Genomic DNA, 20580 nt, shown 5'->3' with positions numbered 1-20580 from the left:
CATTATGGATAAAGCAGAACTCTGGATCGGTCTCTTTTTTATAGTACTGGGTTTTCTGGTCTATAAATTCCCGATGTTGATCAGCGGGTATAACACCCTGCCGAAAAAAGAAAGGGAGAAGATCGATATCCGTCCGGTCGCTTCCCGGATGCGTACGATCTTTTGTATCATGGGGCTCATTCTGATGACTGTACCCTTTCTATTGGACCGCATAGGCCTGTCTGCGTGGAACGAATACCTTGGACTAGTGGTCACCCTCGGAGGTGTAGCCATCCTCTTTATCCTGAACTATCGCAAGCAGGACACAAAAAAGATACCCCGTTCGAAAGCAGGCAAAATAGGAGGCTGGATTGCTGCCGGCATCACGATTCTCGTATTCGGAAGCATCATCCAGGCTGCCCAACCGGCTAAAATCAACATTGAAAACGGAATGGTTAATATCTCCGGCGCCTATCGTATAAAAATCCCTTTGGCGGAAATTACGAAAGCGGAAGTGACCGAAAACATTCCCAGAGCAAAAATACGAAACAACGGGCTCAGCTTTGCCCGGTATCACAAAGGACATTTCCAAATGGAGGATTACGGGCGTAGCCGCCTGTACCTCCATAGCGGAAAACCACCTTACCTGGTTCTCACGACCCAAAAGAACGGCACAGTAATCATCAACCGCAGTACCCCGGAAGAGATCTACGCCCTCTACGAAGCGGTAGCTGTACCGTGAATATCGGCTTTCATAGCTCACCCGATTTGACACTTTGTAACTCCTATAGGTAGTACGCGCGCATACTACCTATAGTATGACGCCGTACTATATATAGTATGAGCCCGCACTATATATAGAAACACTTTTTAACTTATCATATTGTCATTCTCAGGAAAAAGATGGCGCAAAACGTAATGTGTAGGAAAGTATTTGAATTATATGAAAAAAGAAAGAAGAGATGAGTGATATGAACAAAAAGAAAAACATTTGATCACACAGGAAATAGACTTGAGTTTCATTTCTCTAATATTGCAGAATCAATTATTTAAAACTGCATTATGATGAACAACAAGTTAATTATTACGTGTTTACTGACCTTTATGTTTGTGATAACAGGGGGAGCCATGTCTTCTTCGGATATTACACTGAAAGAGTTTCCGGGATTACAGCAACAGGTATTTCTATACCGTGATACAGTAAAGAGTGTGGACGGACGTTTTCCGGGTTTTTCACCCTGGTTTATGATCTATCCCGATAAACCTTGTGATAAAGAACAGGCGGAAGCTCTGATCCGTGAATTAGGCATCGATAAATATCTGTCTACCTATTCGGCGACAGTGAGTGTTGTAAACCCCATCGGGGAGCATTATGATAGTGTAAAGGACTTAGATGCGTACAAAGAACTATTGAATAAATTACGTGTTTTCACCAACCTGAAGGTCATTGGCATAGGCGCGGGGGCTACTTTTGTGAATAACACGATTGCCAATCATGCCGGGCCGGTTGCCGGAATAGTTTCTATTAACGGTAAATCTTCCGGCCTTAAATCCGTTGGGGCCTCTGTTCCCGCATTTATTGCCGGAGCGAATAGCAAGCGAGTGGCTTCTTCTTATATCAAACGGAATGAAGCCGTGATGCAAGGTAAGTCGGGCGAATTTTCTTTTTATACAAACGAAAAGGAACCCTTGTTACAAGTGGTAGTGAGTACGGACAAGCAAAAGTCATTACAAGAAATATTTGATGATGCCTGGACACATCTACTCAGTAAGAATTATCGCTTCAACAACTACAAGCATACCTGGTACTTCGGAACCGGCTTTGATCAATACGGGCCGTACCAGTTGGAACCTTATATTATGCCTGAGGAATGGAATGTGACCCGGTTGGCTGTTGAGAAAGACCTGCTTGGAACCGGTACCTTTTTGTGGTATGAATTCCATCCGAAGGCCATACAGAATGCACCAAAGGCCAGTGTGCCTCTTCTGCTTTTGTTGCATGGCAATAACAACGATCCCCGTACACAGGCAGAGACCTCAGGCTTTATCGAAGTCTGCGCCAAAGAAAACTTTATGGTGGCCGAACTGGAATGGCAAGGCAATGGATACGCCCCCATGGGATTGGATGGCATTGAAATGGTTGTTCATCATCTATTGGAAACCTATCCACAACTCGATCCTTCCCGTATTTATGCCGAGGGGCTTTCGGCAGGATCGGCAACGGCAACAGCTCTTGGCATCCGTAAATCACATCTGTTTGCTGCCGTAGGAGGCCATTCGGCCGGTCTGATTCCTAACCGTTATGCCTTTGGCTATAGTTTGGAAGCCTTGTTTAATGAAGCGATCCAGAAGAGGGCCTGTGTGGAGATGCCCTACTTCTCCGTTACCGGTACAGAGGACGAAACCGTTCCGTTCCCCAATTCGGAGAACTGGCAGGAAAATACGTTCTTCCATGCCTGGAGAACGTACCAGACGATGAACGGAATGACTGTTGTTGATCGATTGGATTTCAATAAGTATGGTCTTTTTGGACTGGAATTGAAAGACCGTCAAACTCTACATACGAATAAGAATATTTCAATGGAAACCGGTTCCCTATACAAAGGCAATGTGCCATTGATCAAACTCGTGGCTGTAATGGATTATGGGCATTGGAATTTTAAGCCTGCCGCACAGTTGATGTGGGATTATTTTAAGCTATTCGCACGCAATCCGGAAACAAAAGAACTGATTTATAATCCCTAAACAAGGGGATAAACGATCTGGCAAAAGCTGCCCTTTTCGCATCAATGATGTGCTTAAGGGCAGCTTTTAAACATTTGAACAACTATTTGAACAAGTAAGAAAACGACTTTGAACAAACAGAAAAGTTTTCTACACACCCGAAAAAGCCGCTCTTTGACATATAGAGTAACATTGCAGTGTTAAACTTAAAAAAACAATTATGCAAAACAAAGTAGTGAAAAGACTGACGGTATTCGTATTGTTACTCTTTATGGGGTTACCTCCCATATTGGCACAAGGGTCTACGAGAATCTCCGGCAATATTGTCGACACCACAGGTGAACCGATGATCGGAGTGAGTGTACTTGAAAAAGGCACCACAAATGGTGTTATTACAGATTTGGATGGCAACTATGTCTTATCTGTAAAAGAGGGTGCAACCATTGTATATTCTTATATTGGTTATATCACCCAGGAGAAGAAAGCCATCGCCACAAGAATGGATATCGTTTTTATTGAAGATTCTAAAGCGTTAGACGAGGTTGTAGTTATTGGTTATGGCGTACAAAAGAAAAGCGACCTGACCGGTGCGATCTCTTCCGTGAAAGCCGAAGATATCCAGAATCGCACAATCACACGGGTGGAAGAAGCCTTGCAAGGGAAAACCGCCGGTGTGCAACTGATCTCCACTTCTTCACAACCCGGTTCTTCACCAACGATCCGTATCCGTGGATTTTCTTCTAACGGTACATCTGATCCACTCTATGTGATTGATGGCCTGATCGCTTCGGATATGAGCTCCGTCGATCCGAATAACATTCAAAGCATGGAGGTGTTGAAAGATGCTGCCTCGGCAGCGATCTACGGTGCGCAGGCGGGTAATGGTGTGGTATTGATCACCACAAAAAGCGGAAGCAAAGGGACGAGTAGTATTTCATACGATATGCAACACTCGATCAATAGTCTGTCGCGACGCCCCAAACTCCTCAACGCACAGGAAGCCTTGGGACAAGGAAAAGAGCGGGATGCGACCTTTACAGATACAAATATTCAGGAGTTGATCGACAACGGTACATGGGATGGCGTGTCGAGCACCGATTGGTACGATGTGGCATTCAGCGCATCTCCTACCACCCGGCATACCGTCAATATGCAAGGAGCGAATGACAGAGGATCTTTCTATCTTTCACTCAGCAACCTGTCTGACAATGGGATCATTCGTGAAAACAAAGATGTATACGAACGTTTGTCGGTGATGGTAAACGCCGACTACAACATCAAACCCTGGATGAAGGTGGGTGTAAACGCAAATTATGGCAAGTACACAAGCCGGATGATCTCAGACGGAAGTGGCAACTCCTCTTACGTGAGTATGATCTCTACCGTAATGACAATGCCGGCTTATTACGCAGATACCTATGCTCCTGATGCACTTCCTTTACCGATGCAAGCGCTCCAGGCAAACGGCTTTACACTTCTCACGAACGACAATGGCGATTATTACAGTACCTTAGGTAGCATGGAACAAATCCATCCGATGGTAGCCATTCGCCGGAGCGACCGAAAGAACTACGGCAATACGTTGATGGGAACGTTATATGCTAATCTGACCCCATTTAAAGGATTTGTATTTACGTCCAGACTGGGTTTCAGAGAAGCAAACGCAAATACTTATTCTTATTCGCATTTATTTTATGGTTCCGCTTCCGTGTCGAACAAAGACAGGAATGGAGCGACGCGTACCAATACGTCGACCTCTTATTACCAGTGGGAAAACTTCGCGAACTATAATACTACCTTATTAGATAAACATAACTTAGCGGCTATCCTGGGTATGTCGTATAGTCAGACCCGCTTGACGTATTTGTCCGCGGCAGTAGATAAAACAGCGATGGATGATCCTCTTTACGCCGATGTTTCTTATCCGGCAGGTGACGCGGTCAAAACAACCGCAGGGTATCATAATATTTATCGCAAACTGTCTTATTTCGGACGATTGAATTATGACTTCCGGAGTCGTTACATGGCACAATTCTCGTTGCGTGCTGATGCTGCCGATACCTCTATTCTGCCGACATCAAACCGATGGGGATATTTCCCTTCGGCATCCGCCGGTTGGACGATTTCTAATGAAGATTTCTTTACAGATAATAATAATACGCCTATTAGCTTCGCTAAACTACGGGTGAGCTGGGGGCAAAACGGAAGCACCAGCAACCTGAGTGGTTATACATATTCTAACGCGCTGACTACTTCGGCAGCAGGCTATTCGTTTACCAATAGTCAGTTAGGTTATACCACATCGGCAAAACCCTCGCAATTATACAATCCAAACCTGAAATGGGAAACTTCCGAACAATTGAATATAGGGCTCGATATGCGCGCTTTAAACGATCGGTTTGGTTTCAGCATGGATTGGTATAAGAAGAAGACAAAAGACCTGATCGTATCCAATATTGTCATTCCGTTCGAAGCTGGAAATAAATCCGCTCCGATGAATGCAGGCCATGTTGAGAATAAAGGTTTTGAACTTGAAGCCAGTTGGAAAGATAATATAGGCGACTTTAAATACTCTGTGGCTGCCAACGTAGCTACACTGAATAACAAAGTAACCTATCTGGATCCTAATGTAAGTGGCGGACGTATCGACGGTTCATCCACACAGGCTTCCAACGGTTCGTTCTCCGCATTCGAAGTCGGACACCCGGTATGGTATTTCAGAGGCTATCAGGTAGATCACCTGGATGATAACGGCAGTCCGGTATTCAAAGATCATACGGGAGACGGTACGATCGATGCCAGCGACAAAGTGCAAATCGGCAAACCGATGGCGGATTATACTTTTGGCATTACGTTGACGGCGAACTACAAAAACTTTGATTTCCTTGTCTTTGGTAGCGGTTCGGTAGGTAACGATGTATTTATGTCTTATAGCTATAACTCCATCTCTTACTCTTTGAAAGAAATGTACGACAAACGTTGGACGGCCGACGGTAGTACCGTTCGGAAGTATGCGAAACCCAGCTTGTTGAACGCAGATAAATACAGCCTGTCTGATGCGTATGTATTCGACGGATCTTATTTCCGCATCAAACAAATTCAGTTGGGATATACCGTCCCGAAATCATTGACTCAGAAATTATTAATAGACAACTTAAGAGTGTACACGTCTTTGGATAACTTCTTCTTGTTTACCAGTTATCCGGGACTTGATCCTGAAGTTTCTGCTTCCTCTACCAGCGGTATGGGTGTCGACTACGGAAACTATCCCATGACAAAGAAAGTTGTATTTGGTTTATCGGTAACATTCTAATTAAAAACGAAAAGATATGAAAATGAAACATATTATATGTTCCTTTATAGCGTGTGCATTTATCTTCCAGTCATGCGATGTGGATTTATTGAATATTGCGCAGCAAGGAGTACAGGACGAAAACAGCTACTACCAGACAGACGAGCATAGTGAAAGTGCTTTAGCTGCCGTGTACAATTCATGGCGAGGGGCTTTCTCGGGAGCAGGCAGTGGTGCCAACCATTATGCGAATGGTTTTTACATGAAGAATTTTATGGCAGACGATTTCAATACGGGCGGGATACGTTCTGACCAAATCTCTGCGCAGGAAATCTATGAAAGTGCGACTACCGCAACCAACGGATGGGTAGAAAACTATTACAAAAAATTATATGAAACGATCTATCTGTGCAACTTAGTCATTGAAAAGTTTACCCCCGATAGCCCAATTAAGGCCCGGAATATAGCGGAAGCTAAGTTCTACAGAGCGCTTTGCCATTTCGAGTTGACCACCCTGTGGGGTACTCCGCCTCTGGTGGATAAGATACTAAAAACAAGTGATGAGTTTCAAGTGGCGAATTCAACACAAGAAGCCTTATGGAGTTTCATCGAGTCTGAACTCAATGAAGCGATTCATTCCGGGAATCTGACCACAAAAGCATCCATCAATGATATAGATGGTGGCACACGGGCTACGATTGAAGCGGCACATGCTTTATTGGGAAAAGCGTATCTTTTCCAGGGCAAGTATGCGAATGCTAAAACCGAATTGGAGAAAGTGATCCATTCCGGGAAATACGGCTTGGTTGATGATATCAGTGGTTTCTATCATCCGGTATGCAATGGGAGTAAAGAGTATGTCTTGGAATGTGTTCGTCATTATGATCCGTCTAATATGTATGCCCAGGGCGGTTGGATGGGTATTCTGGGGAATTGGGGTTTTGGCTATGGTTTTATTGCCGGAGCGGAATCTTCTCAACATTACCGGTTCAACACCACAAGTGGTTACGGTTATTTTAACCCGAGCAAATCACTCTACGATACTTATGTTGCGGAAGAGGGAGTCGACGGGTATCGCCTCACCAGTTGGATCAAAACCTGGGATCAGGTGGTTGCCATGAATATTGCGGTGAATGCAACAAGTAGCCGATATGGTAATGAAGGTTACTTCCGATTGAAATGGTTGGCCAGTTTGGATGATGAGAATGTGGCGTATTGGTGCGGAAACCAAAGTAATACGCCGGTAATCCGTTACGCTGATGTATTATTGATGGCTGCAGAAGCTTGTGTTCTATCCGGCGATCAGCCCAACGCGGATAAGTATGTGAACTTAGTGCGCGACAGAGCTAAACTATCCTCTAAGTCGAATGTGACATTGGATGATGTTAAACTGGAACGCCGTTTGGAGCTGGCAATGGAAGGTATACGCTTCCAAGACCTAAAACGTTGGGGCGACGCACCTGCCGTCTTAGCGGATAAGGGTAAGAAGTTGCCTACTTTCATAATCACTCCGAATGCGAATAATGATATCACTACGGCACAAGGTATTTATAATGCCCAATATACGACAAGCCTGTCTTATACCGACAATGAAAGGCCTATGGCAGGTTGGACGCCGAACCGGGATGAGTATCTGCCGTTCCCGGAGACCGAGCTGCAAGTAAATAGTAACCTGGTACAGAATCCCGGATATAATTAATACTGAAATAGAATGAAACGACAACTATATATTTGCTTATTCCTGTTGCCTTTTGTCCATACGGTAGCTCAGGAGGTCTTTAAAAACGACCAGGTAACCGTTTCCGTACTTAAGGAGAATGTTTTGGTATTTGAAACATTCGACAACACCACCATGTATCTGATCGAGGGCAACGAACAAGCCGCCCTAATCGATATGGGAACAACATGTGATGGATTAGATCAGATCGTCAAACAACTATGTAGTAAACCGCTTATCGTAATCGGTACGCATGCGCATCCCGACCATATCGGTTGCATCGATCAATTTGAGAAAGTCTGGTTACACAAAGACGACAGTGTGTTGATCAAACAGTTTGCCAAAGACTATAAAGGAGAGATCCTGTATATGGAAGCAGGCCAGATCTTCGACCTGGGTGGTCGTCAACTGGAAGTCGATCTGATGCCGGGCCATACTCCGGGTTCCATTATCCTTTTGGATAAGGAGAATGGGGATTGTTATACCGGTGATGCTTTCGGATCGGGACAGGTTTGGTTACAAACGATTCCGCATACGCCTATAAAGGTGTATTATGAATCTTGTGTTCGCATGGAAAAGATCATGAACGATACGGGTATCTCCCGAATCTATTGCGGTCATTATCCATACCTCAAGAAAGCACTTGATCTGGATTACCTCATCGAATCAAAGGATTTGGCTAAACGCATATCCGATGGCGAAGATGTAAACGCCGTGTATTATCCTTATACTCCGGATAAGGACAACAAGAACATCGTGATTGCACGGAATGGCTTTGCGATGATCGTTTACGACTCTGAGAATATAAATTGACACCGGTATTTCGCAAACAAAACACCAGTATTTTGTCGATAAAATACTGGTGTTTTTATTTACAAAGTATTTACGCATGATACTCGCTCGGGGATACGCCAAACTGTTTCTTGAAGCTCGACGAGAAATGAGGCAACGTACTGAATCCTGTCATATCAGCAATTTCCGAAACATTATGTTTTCCTTCCTTCAGTAACTCTGCCGCACGGTTGAGTTTGTAGGTCTTGAAAAAGACGTTCGGGTTTTCTCCCGTTAGTCCCTTCACCTTGTAATAGAACTTGGTGCGCGATATTTTCATCACTTCGGTCATGCGGGTGATGTTGAGTTCCGGGTTGGATAACTCGTTCTCCATCAAACTGTAGAGTTCTTTCATAAAGACATTGTCTTGTGGCGAAAGTACATTCTCTTCTATTTTCTCCGTCTGGGTGGTTTTCACCAACAGGTTCTGTATCTTCTCCCGGTTTTTGAGTTGCGACTTGATAAGTGCCAAGAGATAGGTCGGGTCGAACGGTTTGGTGACGTAGGCATCGGCTCCCGTGTCGAGTCCTTCCACCTGGCTTTCTACGGTTATCTTGGCTGTTACTAAAATCACTGGGATATGGCTGAGCTGGATGTCTTCTTTGATCATACGACAGAGCTGATAACCGCCAAGGCCTGGCATGACCACATCACTCAATACAATGTCTGCTGCCTCTTCTTTTAGGGTTTTGTAAGCGCTTTCGGCATCGAAGCGACAGGTCACCTTATAATAGGGTGAAAGTAAGGTTTTCAGATAATGAACGACTTCTGTATCATCGTCTACAACAAGTACGCTGTGTTGTTTCTCTTTCGCCTCTTTTGTTTCGTCTTCGGATGACCATTGCACTTCGGTTTGGATCGGATAAATCTCTTCTTGCGTTTCCTTGTCCGTCAGACGCTCTTGCTTAGGATATAAGGCATCATTTGTCGGAAGAATATAAGTGAAGACAGCGCCTCCCTCTTCGTTGTTTCCCGCTTTGATGTAGCCGTGATGCAGGTTCACCAAACAACGGGTAAAATATAATCCGATACCTGTTCCCCAGTTATAAGAGCCTTTCATCTGTTCATTGAGTTGATAATACCGCTCAAAAATCTTTTCCAATTTATCCTCCGGGATACCGCATCCTGTATCGGTAACAGATATTTGTATGTATTCCGAATTCATATCTTGATCAGTCAGGGCGAACAACTTCAATGCCTCAGCGCGGCAAATGACATCAAACCGGATCGTAATCTTTCCTCCTTTTTCGGTAAACTTCAATGCGTTCGATATAAGATTTGTGTTGATCTTATCTAACTTATCTGTGTCGAGCCAGGTGACGAATGAATCCTCCAATCCATAGGTCTTCAACGCCACACCTTTATTATTACAGCTTATACGGAAGACCTCAATCAGCCGGTTTAATTCTGAAATAACATCTGTTCGTTTGACAGCCAGCCGTAATGTGTCATTTTCCAGTTTATTGAAGTCCATCAATTGGTTAACAAGCTTCAACATCCGGTTTACGCTGCGTTGAACGATGAGAAGTAACTGTTTGTTATCTCCTGTAATATCCGATGTATTACAGAGTTGGGTGACCGGTCCTGAGATCATGGTCAAGGGGGTGCGGAACTCGTGTGATACATTCGCAAAGAAACTCATGTTCATCTGGTTGAGCCGCCTCTCCTGTTCTTTCTCCAATTCACTTTGAGCGATGCGCAGTTTACTCAATCGGTTTCGGTTGTATAGTCGTAGTATAACGTAACAGATAGCCAGGATAATGAGTGTGTACAAGGCATATGCCCACCCCGTAGCCCACGGTGCCGGCCGGACAATGATAGAGATGGAGTTCTCCGCTTCCAGAATAGACTCGTCATTGTTTGTAATCCGCACTTTGAACGTATATTTTCCTGCCGGGAGATTAGAATAATAGGCCTCACGATTGTTGCGCGCATCAATCCAGAATTTATCATAACCCTCCATGATGTAGTGATAATGAACCCGTTCAAATTCAGAATAATCGAGTGCAGTGAACGAAACAGTGAAACTACTTTCGTTGTGGTTCAACCGGATAACAGGGGCATAGTTTAGATGTTTATCAATACACGCACTGCGAAACGGACGAATCAGTTGATTATGTATCTTCAGATCCTCGAATAACAAAGGAACACTACGCTTTGATATTACATCTATCGGATTAAAGAAAGTCAGCCCATGCGTTCCTCCAAACAATAACATTCCGTTGTCCAGTCGGCACACTGAGTGCTCGTTGAATTGATTTCCTCCTATTCCATCCACAATGTAATAGTTTGTGAATTTGTTTAAGGCCTGGTCGTACTTACTCAGGCCATACAACGTGCTTATCCACATATTCCCTTGTGTATCTTCTATGATAGACGAAATATCCGTGCAGGAAGCTCCTAAGATACATTCGGTGGTATTCGTACTGCGCGAGTGATGCAGTATCTCGTTGGCAATGGTACCAATCCAGATGTCGCCTTTTGAATCTTCATATAGGCAGGTCGGAATAAACGTCGGCCGGTTTTGAAGATAAGGATAGACATCGAATGCTTCGGTGATATTCCAGGTATCCGGATCAATGAACTGTGGATTGTGTGGATAAGAAGCCACCAGGATTTCGCCGGTTGAAAGAGTCGTTATGGCATTGATAAAGGAATAAACAGCGGAAAAAGAGTGTAACTGCAGCTCTTCGAACGCTTCACTTCCCCGGCGTAATCCATAAATGCAACGATTTCGTGTACCCGCCCAGATTGTTCCATTCCTATCTTCTGTTATTTCAGCTACATCTACCGGCATCCAGTGCACCTCTTTCTGGTAAAGTGCCCGTGTCGTTTTGTCGTAGCGGCAGCGAATGAGCTTGGCCTGGGCAATCAGCCAGATGTCATTGTTGCTGTCGATAAATACCGATGACAGGTCATTTCGTAGCACATCCTTTTCTGGAAAGAATTGCCGCGTTTCTACCGCATGGATACTTTCCGCCAGCGTATCATAAACATATACTCCGTCTCTGGAGGTGGTCATCCATAAGTTATTCTCTTTATCTTTTTGTATCGAGGTAATGGAACGGTGTTGTGTATGGGATGATAAATAGTAATTATTGTTGAAACGTTCCTTTGCATTGTGCTGAACCGTAAAGCCCTGGTCAAATCCGCCAATCCACAGATTCTTCTGTGAATCGGTAAACATTGTGGTGATTTTAGCATTCGGCGTATTCAACGGAAGGCCGAAGTCATCCTGATGGATGGCTTTGTCGTTTCGTATGTCGTAAACAAACATTCCTTCATTCGTGTTGATAAAAAGCACGTCGGAAGATGCCTGATGCATATACTGAATAAGCGCGCCTGAAAGTTTGGGGTGCCGACGAATACCGTCAGGATTTTCTATGTATTTGCCCGAACGTGTATCTAATATAGATAAGGTATTGAGCGATGCCAACCATAATTCATCGTTGTCTCTCATGAAAGCGTAATGCGTGTCTTGGCCGGAACGGTCGAAACTTGCCTTCAGTGCCAGTGTTGTCGAGTTATAGCAAAATACAGTAGAAGAAGTGACTATCCATAAATTATTTTTACTGTCGATGAAGCAACCCCGGATAAACAAGTTCTTATCCGCCAACTCGGGAGTTGCTGATACAAATTTATTCTCCTCCGGCAGATATACGCCCATTTCCATACCAAAGTTGACGAATATCCGCTCCTCATGGTTCTCCAATATCTGATAGGCATACTCCCTACTGACTTCGGCTTTGATACGTTCAAAGCTATCCTGATGGGTATAACGGCATACACCATATACTGTACAGACCCACAATTGCCCTTTGGAATCGCTAAGTAACCCACGTATCTGATTATCGCTCAGGCTCGTTGAGTCTGAACTATTGAAATACTGATGAAACTCATATCCATTGTATTTGTTAAGCCCACGAAACGTTCCAATCCATATATTCCCAAAACAGTCCTCGGCAAATGAAGTGATTTGCTGATTGGAAATGGTAGTGGCGATCCTATGGTCAGTCTCAATAACCATTTCCCTGTTATCGGTCTGCGCACAGGAAATAGAAAGAAGAAAACAGAACAAACAAAGAATAAGCGTTCTCTGGGTTATCATGGTGCACCTCTATTTAGTATATGTTCTTACTTCATGCGATAGGTCTACAAATCTATAGATTAAAATCTACTCTGCATAGCTTCAATGCCTCTTGGAAAGGTGTTTTTAGGCAGATTTGAATAAATAGACAAACCTTTGAACAAATAGAAAACCTTATTTAAACAAAAGAATAAGTTATTTGCATGCTTTGAGAAGAACCTGTTTCTCCTTTATTTGTAATATTGCAATACCGATTAGGAGTGCAATCGAAAGTAAAATATAGAATACTTATTTATAATTAAATTCATATAAAACCATGAAGAAGATATCAATTTTAGCAACAATGCTGTTGATCTGTGTAACAACATTTGCGCAACAAGCTCTTTGGGGAGGTTCGCAAATTATCTCTCCCGAAATCCACGAGAACAACACCGTAACCTTCCGCCTGCGCGCTCCTAAGGCCGTCAAGGTTGAAGTGACGGGTGACTTCCTGCCGACGCAGAAGATGGACACTCCCTATGGCCAATTCGATGCGCCGGGAGTAGCCGCATTGGTAGAAAATAAAGAAGGCGTTTGGGAATTCACTACGCCCGAACCGCTGGCTTCCGAACTGTACAGTTACACCTTTATTGTCGACGGCTTGCAGATGAACGATCCGAGCAACATCATGATGAAACGCGACGTCGCCTCGATAACCAATCTCTTCATTATCAAAGGGGGTATGGCCGATTTATACAGTGTGAACGATGTGCCGCACGGCACCGTTGCCCGCCGCTGGTACAACAGCCCGACCCTGCAAGAGAACCGCCGCATCACCATCTATACGCCTCCCGGCTACGAGAATAACAAACAAAATTACCCGGTGTTCTATCTACTCCACGGCTCAGGAGGCGATGAAGAAGCCTGGATCGCTTTGGGGCGCACGGCGCAGATCATGGATAACCTGATCGCCCAGGGCAAAGCCAAACCGATGATTGTGGTGATGACCAACGGCCATACACAGAACAATGCCTCACCGGAGGAAACCAACCGTGCCTACACGCCGGCCATGGGTGGCGGCCCGAGAGAAGCCGTTGCCAGTATGGAAGATAGCTTCGGCGACGTGATCAAGTTTATCGAAAATAACTACCGGGTGAAGAAAGGCAAAGCGAATCGCGCGATAGCCGGTTTGTCGATGGGCGGTATGCATTCAGCTACCATCTCAGCCCAATATGCGAATACATTCGACTATGTCGGAGTATTCTCTGCACCTCCTATCGCTGCGATGATGGGTGCCGGTAACCCAGGTGCCGAAGAAGCACAGAACGCCTTCGTAAAGAAATTGGAAACGCAGAAAAAGAATGGCTACAAACTGTACTGGATCGCTTGCGGTTCGACCGACTTCCTCTACAAAAGCGTGATCGAAAGCATGAAGAAAATGGATGAGATAGGTTTCAAATATACCTACCACGAAAGCACTGGTGGCCATACCTGGGACAACTGGCGGATCTATCTGTCACAGTTTGCTCCGATGCTATTTAATTAGCCTGTTGTCATGAAGAAGAGTTTATTCGTAACAATAGCTTTCACTCTGTTGATCACATCATGCGAAGACAAGGTTCCGCAATTGGGTAAGGCTTCTGTCGATCAAGTAGTTGCTGCCATGACGCTGGATGAAAAAGTGAAACTATTGGTTGGGACTGGTATGGCAGGGTTTACAGGTGAAAATGCGGTTGTTGGTGAAACCGGTTCACTTGTACCCGGCGCTGCCGGAACCACTTATCCGATCCCTCGTTTAGGTATTCCGGCTATCGTACTGGCCGATGGACCGGCCGGGTTGAGGATACAACCTATTCGCAAAGGGGATGATAATACATATTACTGTACGGCATTTCCAGTCGGTAGTTTACTGGCTTCCACCTGGAATACGGAACTGGTGGAACAGGTGGGCCAGGCTATAGGCAATGAGGTGTTGGAGTATGGTGCGGATATTCTTTTAGCCCCTGCATTGAATATTCATCGTAATCCACTCTGCGGACGTAACTTCGAATACTATTCGGAAGACCCGGTCCTTTCCGGTAAAATGGCTGCCGCAATGACTAAAGGGGTACAAAGCAATGGGGTAGGGGTATCCTTGAAACATTACGCGGCGAATAATCAGGAGACCAATCGTATGGGCAATGATAGTCGTTTGACTCCGCGTGCCTTGCGTGAAATTTACTTAAAAGGTTTCGAAATCGCGGTTAAAGAGTCTGCTCCATGGACTATTATGTCCTCCTATAATTTGATCAATGGGCAGTATGCTTCTGAAAGTCACGATTTGCAAACAACCATTCTGCGTGATGAATGGAGATTTACCGGAACGGTAATGACCGATTGGTTTGGCGGTAAAGATGCTTCGGCACAAGTGTATGCCGGTAACGACCTGTTGATGCCTGGTTCTCCGAAACAGATAATGGATATTGTGGAAGCCGTGCAAAACGGGACACTAGCAGAGGCTGATGTAAATACGAATGTGAAACGTATCCTGGAGTTAGTTCTTAAATCGCCTCGGTTTAAAGGTTACAACTATTCGAATAAACCTGATTTGAAAGCGCATGCGGCTGTAACCCGCCAATCGGCTGCTGAAGGTATGGTGTTGTTGAAGAACAATAACAGCACATTGCCACTTGCTTCTTCCGTGAAAAAAATAGCGGCGTATGGAATTACGTCTTATGATTTCATTGCCGGAGGAACAGGTAGTGGGGATGTAAACGAAGCCTATACTATTTCTTTAGTTGAAGGGCTTGAAAAAGCAGGATACATATTAGATATCGGTCTAATGGTTTCTTATGAAAAATATATACAAGAAGAAAACGCCAAAAACGCTCCCGATCCAAACGATAAAATGGCTGCTTTTATGCCTAAATCGCGTCCGGGTGAATTTATTCCGAATACCACAGAACTGAATAAACAGGCAACAAATGCAGATGCTGCTTTAATTACTATCGGAAGAACGTCGGGAGAGTTTCTGGACCGTAAAATACCCGGTGACTTTGAATTAACAAAAGAAGAGCAAAATTTGATCACTGCCGTATCTAAAGTATTCCGGTCTAAAGGGAAGAAAACAATCGTTATCCTGAATATCGGCGGCGTAATTGAAACAGCATCATGGAAAGAAATACCGGATGCAATCCTTTTAGCCTGGCAAGCCGGACAGGAAGGAGGGAATAGTGTAGCCGATGTATTGAGCGGGAAGGTGAGCCCCTCGGGCAAACTAACCATGACCTTCCCTGTAAACTATACGGATGCAGCTTCTTCTACTAATTTTCCTATTAATTATCCGACATCAAACCAGTCTGATCTGATGAAAGGTCGCGACGATACCGAAAAGGAATGGGTGCGTAATATTGACTACACCGTGTATCAGGAAGATATCTATGTGGGCTATCGTTATTTCAACACCTTCAATAAAGCGGTTTCTTATCCGTTTGGTTATGGATTGTCTTATACTTCCTTTGAGTATGCCCATGCGAAAGTAAACAAGGCGGATGGTGCTTTTACGGTTACCGTAGAGGTGAAAAACACCGGGAATGCCATCGGCAAAGAGGTGGTTCAACTTTATGTTTCTGCTCCTGCAAGCCCTTTAGGTAAGCCGTCGTTGGAATTGAAAGCCTTTGCAAAAACAAAAGAATTGAAACGTGGCGAGGTTCAAACCCTGACCATGCCTGTTGCCGTTGCTGATCTGGCTTCGTATGATGCAAACGGGAGTGCCTGGGTAACCGATAAAGGAACTTATAAACTATCGATTGGTTCTTCTTCGGAGAACATAAAAGCAACATTGGAGGTTGCAATAACCGAAGTGGAGGAGTGGAAGACAAATGACGTATTAAAGCCTCAAGAACCTATTGCCGTGTTGAAACCCTAATAATTTTGTTTATAATATAAATTACATATCATGAAACGAAACGTATTCCTTTTTCTTCTATTGATGGGAGTTGTACTTAGCTCGTGCACACAAAAGCAAAGCGTAAAACCGGCCATTCCCAAAGATGAAAAGATAGAACAACAAGTAGAAGCACTACTAAAAAAAATGACGCTTGATGAGAAGGTCGGACAGATGACCGAATTGGCTATCGATGCCATCACTCTGCGTACCAATCCTTTCGCAGGAATCGATATGCAGAACTTCAAGGTGGACGACCTGAAAGCTCTCCTTGCCAAATACGGCTTGGAAGATCAGTTTGAACTTACGGATGAAATGCCCGGACAACAAACATTTATGGGCATCTATATGGCTATCCAAGGCATAGAAAGTAAAAAAGGCTTTCAGGTTGATGAGGCATTGCTCGACTCGGTCATTGGCAAATACAAGGTAGGCTCTATTCTCAATGTGCCTGCCGGTATTGCACAGACTCCCCAGGAGTGGGAACGTATCATTAAGATCATTCAGGATAAGTCGATGAAAGAGATTGGAATACCCTGTATTTATGGGGTAGATCAAATCCACGGGACCACCTATACGATGGGAGGAACCCTGTTCCCGCAAGGAGTCAATATGGCGGCTTCGTTCAACCGTTCCCTGGTACGCGAAGGAGCCCGTATCTCGGCTTACGAGACAAAGGCTGGAAGTATCCCCTGGACATACGCGCCTGTGGTCGACCTTGGCCGTGATCCGCGCTGGCCTCGTCAGTGGGAAGGGTATGGCGAAGATGCCTATGTGAATACGGTTATGGGACGTGAAGCCGTGTTAGGCTTTCAGGGAGAAGACCCGAATCATATCGGTCCGCATAGCGTGGCCGTCAGCATGAAACACTATATGGGTTATGGCGTTCCTGTATCAGGTAAAGACCGTACGCCTTCTTCTATCTCCGTTCAGGATATGCGGGAGAAACATTTCGCTCCACATCTTGAAGCCATCCGGGCAGGGGCACTTACCGTAATGGTTAATTCGGCGATGAACAATGGATTGCCTTTCCATGCGAACTACGAACTGCTTACCGAATGGTTGAAACAAGACCTGAACTGGGACGGGCTGATTGTCACCGACTGGGCGGATATCAATAATCTTTACACGCGTGATAAGGTAGCTTCAAGCAAAAAAGAAGCGATCAAGATGGCGATCAATGCGGGGATTGATATGTCGATGGTTCCCTACGAATGGACTTTCTGCACGTTATTGAAAGAGTTAGTTGAAGAAGGGGAAGTGAAAATGAGCCGTATCGACGATGCCGTACGTCGTGTATTACGTTTGAAATACCGCTTAGGGCTATTTGATACGCCGGCATATAATCATGCCGACTTCCCTCTATTCGGAAGTGATGAACATGCGAAAGTAGCTCTTTGCGCCGCTGAAGAAGGTATCGTACTTCTTAAAAACACTGATAATATCCTTCCGCTGCCACAAGGAAAGAAGTTCTTACTTACAGGACCAAATGCCAACTCCATGCGTACACTTAACGGAGGATGGTCGTACTCCTGGCAAGGCGACAAGGCAGACGAATGCGCGGCAGACCATAATACGATCCTTGAAGCTTTCCGGAATAAATTTGGAGCAAACAATATTGTTCACGAAGCAGGGGTTACCTATAAACAAGGGGGTAGCTGGTGGGAAGAAAACGCTCCCCAGATTGATAAGGCTGTCGCGGCAGCACGGGGTGTTGACTATATTATCGCCTGTATCGGAGAAAACTCCTATTGTGAGACGCTGGGAAATCTGAACGATCTGACCCTTTCACCCAACCAACTGAATCTGGTTAAGGCCTTGGCGACTACCGGAAAGCCGATTGTATTAATCCTCAATCAAGGCCGTCCGCGTATCATCAATGAAATTGAACCCTTAGCCAAAGCAGTCGTCAACATCATGCTGCCGGGGAATTATGGCGGGGATGCCTTAGCCAACCTACTTGCCGGAGATACGAACTTCAGCGGGAAAATGCCTTTTACCTATCCGAAGTATATCAACTCGTTAATCACTTATGATTATAAGCCGAGTGAAGAAATGGAAAGAATGGAAGGGGCCTACAACTATGATGCGGTGGTATCGGTTCAGTGGGCTTTTGGTTATGGATTAAGCTATACTCAGTTTGCTTACAACAATTTGAAAGTGAATAAATCAGACTTTACTGCTGATGATATCCTTACTTTCACCGTCGATGTAACCAATACAGGGAAAATGGCAGGAAAAGAAAGTGTCTTGTTGTTCAGTTCCGACCTTGTCGCCTCACTGGCTCCGGATGTACGTCGGTTGCGCGCTTTTGACAAAATCGAGTTAAAACCGGGCGAAACCAAAACGGTAACACTGGAAGTAAAGGGTTCCGACCTTGCCTATGTCGGTTATGACGGAAAATGGATCATAGAAAAAGGAGATTTCCGTATTCAAATCGGTAATCAGACAACAAACATTACTTGTTCACAAACGAAAAAATGGAATATGCCCAATAAAGACTAAAGCCCTCAAATCACAGCATCCCTTAACACCAAAAGGCTTTCCGGGCCCATATTGAAGAGGAGGTCGACAATGCTTAGGTTGGGGAGGAAGCCGTGGCGTTCGCGGAAAACCTGGTAATAGGGTAGGGGGCGGAAGCTGGCATCGTCGCCCGGATGGCGTGGGCGGATCGATTCGCGGAAGTCATTGGGAAGCTGACTTTCATAGTGATCGGTATAATGGATCGTGGGTTGAATGTCTAATAACTCACAAATCAAGGTGCGCAGCTCCTCATTGAAATCGAAAAGGAATTCATATTTCTTTTGGTAAAAAGGGGCGAAGTCTTCTTCGTAATATTCAAAGAAAGGGCTCAGTCCATAGGCCGACACCAAGGCGTTCCAATGCAGGTGGCGCCAGTTGCCGTGGTCGGAGATCCGGATATCTTTCGTTAGGCATTTCGGTGTATCGGGCTTAATAATCGGGACAGTGAGGGGAAGCACTCCGTTCGCTCCGGCGATCGTGCAGCGGTTGCGGTAGGTTTGCTTGATATAGTTTTCAGCCGTTTCGATATAGACTTCGGGATAATGGTAGAGCTTGACGTATTGCTGCACAGGGCCCAGATAGGTGGTGGAGAGGTAAACAGAGGTATCCATAGATTCAATATACACGGGTTAACATCTTATTTTTATCGGAGCTGAACCAGCAGAACCAAACATTCCCAACCAGATGATCGGCCGGGATAATGCCCAGGTAGCGCGAATCGACCGCCGCCTGGGGGTTGTCCGATAATAACCAGTAATAATCTTGTTGGAAGAAATAGAAAGTCGTTTCCCGGCCATCGAGATAGAGCTTGCCGTCGCGGAACTTCGCTTGCCCGCCGGTCTCCTGCATGATCGCATCCTGGCAAAACAAAAGGGAATATTCATCCAATCGGTACGCCCGTCCTTTGCGGGGAAGCACGACCTGATAGGAGAGGGCCGGACCGCTGAGTTGCAGTTTGGCACGTTCCTGTTCCATTTCCTGGTTGATACGCGCCGTTTCCAGCGGGGTCAACCGCAAGGTATAACCGTCGTCCGCCTGTTTCCATTCGCGCAAAGGGATATGAAGCGTTTGCAACGCCTTCAGGCAGTCGTCTTTCCAACGGCTGCCCACGTACCAGGTCTGCAACGATTGCGGCGCCAGCGGCACTTTCTGCCCGTTCAACACATACCCTTCGGGTTGCACCTCCACCGTATCGCCCGGCAATCCCATGCAACGTCCGACTAACAAGGGCGAACGAAGCGAATCACGCGACAGCGGACTGGAGAAAAGAACCACCCCGTTGCGCTTGGGCGCCTTCGCAGCCCATTTATCAACCAACACAAAATCGCCCGGATGCAAAGCCTCTTCCATTGCCGGCGTGGAGATCCGGTAAGAAGCTACGCACCATTGCCGAACAGCCAGGATCAGGCCGGTAGCCAGTAGAAGGAGAAAAACAAAGTTTTTCAATTAAAAATTAAAAATTAAAAATTACGAATTATAAGTAGTCTCGCTTGCGAATCAAAATTACGAATTCGATAAGCTAA

11 protein-coding genes are annotated in these 20580 nt (G+C 45.2%); 8 read left to right on the top strand and 3 right to left on the bottom strand.

The window, feature by feature from the left end; translation table 11 throughout:
• The first annotated feature begins 4 nt into the window (after positions 1-4).
• The 5 genes from M2133_RS09215 (at position 5) to M2133_RS09195 (ending at position 8525) form a co-directional block, all read left to right on the top strand.
• Positions 5-721, top strand: coding sequence for a DUF3784 domain-containing protein (locus M2133_RS09215; RefSeq protein WP_277465823.1), 717 nt, complete (start codon positions 5-7; stop codon positions 719-721).
• A gap of 320 nt (positions 722-1041) precedes the next feature.
• A complete protein-coding gene (locus M2133_RS09210) occupies positions 1042-2724 on the top strand; it encodes a PHB depolymerase family esterase (protein WP_277465822.1) in 1683 nt (560 codons plus the stop codon).
• 199 nt (positions 2725-2923) lie between these two features.
• A complete protein-coding gene (locus tag M2133_RS09205) occupies positions 2924-6016 on the top strand; it encodes a TonB-dependent receptor (protein WP_277465821.1) in 3093 nt (1030 codons plus the stop codon).
• 22 nt (positions 6017-6038) lie between these two features.
• Positions 6039-7694, top strand: a complete 1656-nt coding sequence (locus M2133_RS09200; protein WP_277465820.1) for a RagB/SusD family nutrient uptake outer membrane protein — start codon at positions 6039-6041, stop codon at positions 7692-7694.
• Positions 7695-7706: 12 nt separating this feature from the next.
• Complete coding sequence (locus M2133_RS09195) at positions 7707-8525, top strand: MBL fold metallo-hydrolase (protein ID WP_277465818.1); 819 nt, start codon at positions 7707-7709, stop codon at positions 8523-8525.
• A 70-nt stretch (positions 8526-8595) separates the two neighbouring features.
• Here M2133_RS09195 and M2133_RS09190 read toward each other — a convergent pair whose 3' ends face one another.
• Positions 8596-12570 (bottom strand): hybrid sensor histidine kinase/response regulator transcription factor, encoded by a 3975-nt coding sequence (locus M2133_RS09190; RefSeq protein WP_277465816.1) that lies wholly within the window; start codon positions 12568-12570, stop codon positions 8596-8598.
• A 376-nt stretch (positions 12571-12946) separates the two neighbouring features.
• On the opposite strand from M2133_RS09190, the gene M2133_RS09185 reads away from it, so the two are divergent.
• From M2133_RS09185 to M2133_RS09175, 3 genes are read left to right on the top strand one after another with little or no spacing between them, the layout of a single operon-like run.
• Positions 12947-14155, top strand: coding sequence for an esterase (locus tag M2133_RS09185; protein ID WP_277465815.1), 1209 nt, complete (start codon positions 12947-12949; stop codon positions 14153-14155).
• Between the two features lie 9 nt (positions 14156-14164).
• Positions 14165-16516 carry a beta-glucosidase gene (locus M2133_RS09180; protein WP_277465814.1) on the top strand — a complete coding sequence of 784 codons (2352 nt, stop codon included), beginning with the start codon at positions 14165-14167 and terminating at the stop codon, positions 16514-16516.
• Positions 16517-16546: 30 nt separating this feature from the next.
• The gene (locus M2133_RS09175) at positions 16547-19039 is read left to right on the top strand and encodes a glycoside hydrolase family 3 N-terminal domain-containing protein (protein WP_277465812.1); all 2493 of its coding nucleotides are present in this window, start codon (positions 16547-16549) and stop codon (positions 19037-19039) included.
• A gap of 5 nt (positions 19040-19044) precedes the next feature.
• Here the strand turns inward: M2133_RS09175 and M2133_RS09170 are convergent, their stop codons facing one another.
• Both M2133_RS09170 and lepB read right to left on the bottom strand, forming a co-directional pair.
• Entirely contained in the window at positions 19045-19668 is a 624-nt protein-coding gene (locus tag M2133_RS09170) for a WbqC family protein (RefSeq protein WP_277465811.1), read from the bottom strand.
• 4 nt (positions 19669-19672) lie between these two features.
• A complete protein-coding gene (gene lepB / locus M2133_RS09165) occupies positions 19673-20503 on the bottom strand; it encodes a signal peptidase I (protein ID WP_277465810.1) in 831 nt (276 codons plus the stop codon).
• Positions 20504-20580 lie beyond the last annotated feature (77 nt).

It is taken from the genome of Parabacteroides sp. PF5-6, assembly GCF_029504695.1.
In the GTDB taxonomy this organism is placed as follows: Bacteria; Bacteroidota; Bacteroidia; order Bacteroidales; family Tannerellaceae; genus QVMG01.
This window is presented reverse-complemented; position numbering and strand designations above follow the sequence as displayed.

Excerpts from the sequence above, each read along its gene's own strand:
- M2133_RS09170 (WP_277465811.1), bottom strand. The coding sequence starts at position 19,668 with ATGGATACCTCTGTTTACCTCTCCACCACCTATCTGGGCCCTGTGCAG.
- M2133_RS09195 (WP_277465818.1), top strand. The coding sequence starts at position 7,707 with ATGAAACGACAACTATATATTTGCTTATTCCTGTTGCCTTTTGTCCAT.
- M2133_RS09185 (WP_277465815.1), top strand. The coding sequence starts at position 12,947 with ATGAAGAAGATATCAATTTTAGCAACAATGCTGTTGATCTGTGTAACA.
- M2133_RS09190 (WP_277465816.1), bottom strand. The coding sequence starts at position 12,570 with ATGGTTATTGAGACTGACCATAGGATCGCCACTACCATTTCCAATCAG.
- M2133_RS09175 (WP_277465812.1), top strand. The coding sequence starts at position 16,547 with ATGAAACGAAACGTATTCCTTTTTCTTCTATTGATGGGAGTTGTACTT.
- M2133_RS09210 (WP_277465822.1), top strand. The coding sequence starts at position 1,042 with ATGATGAACAACAAGTTAATTATTACGTGTTTACTGACCTTTATGTTT.
- M2133_RS09200 (WP_277465820.1), top strand. The coding sequence starts at position 6,039 with ATGAAACATATTATATGTTCCTTTATAGCGTGTGCATTTATCTTCCAG.
- M2133_RS09205 (WP_277465821.1), top strand. The coding sequence starts at position 2,924 with ATGCAAAACAAAGTAGTGAAAAGACTGACGGTATTCGTATTGTTACTC.
- M2133_RS09180 (WP_277465814.1), top strand. The coding sequence starts at position 14,165 with ATGAAGAAGAGTTTATTCGTAACAATAGCTTTCACTCTGTTGATCACA.
- M2133_RS09215 (WP_277465823.1), top strand. The coding sequence starts at position 5 with ATGGATAAAGCAGAACTCTGGATCGGTCTCTTTTTTATAGTACTGGGT.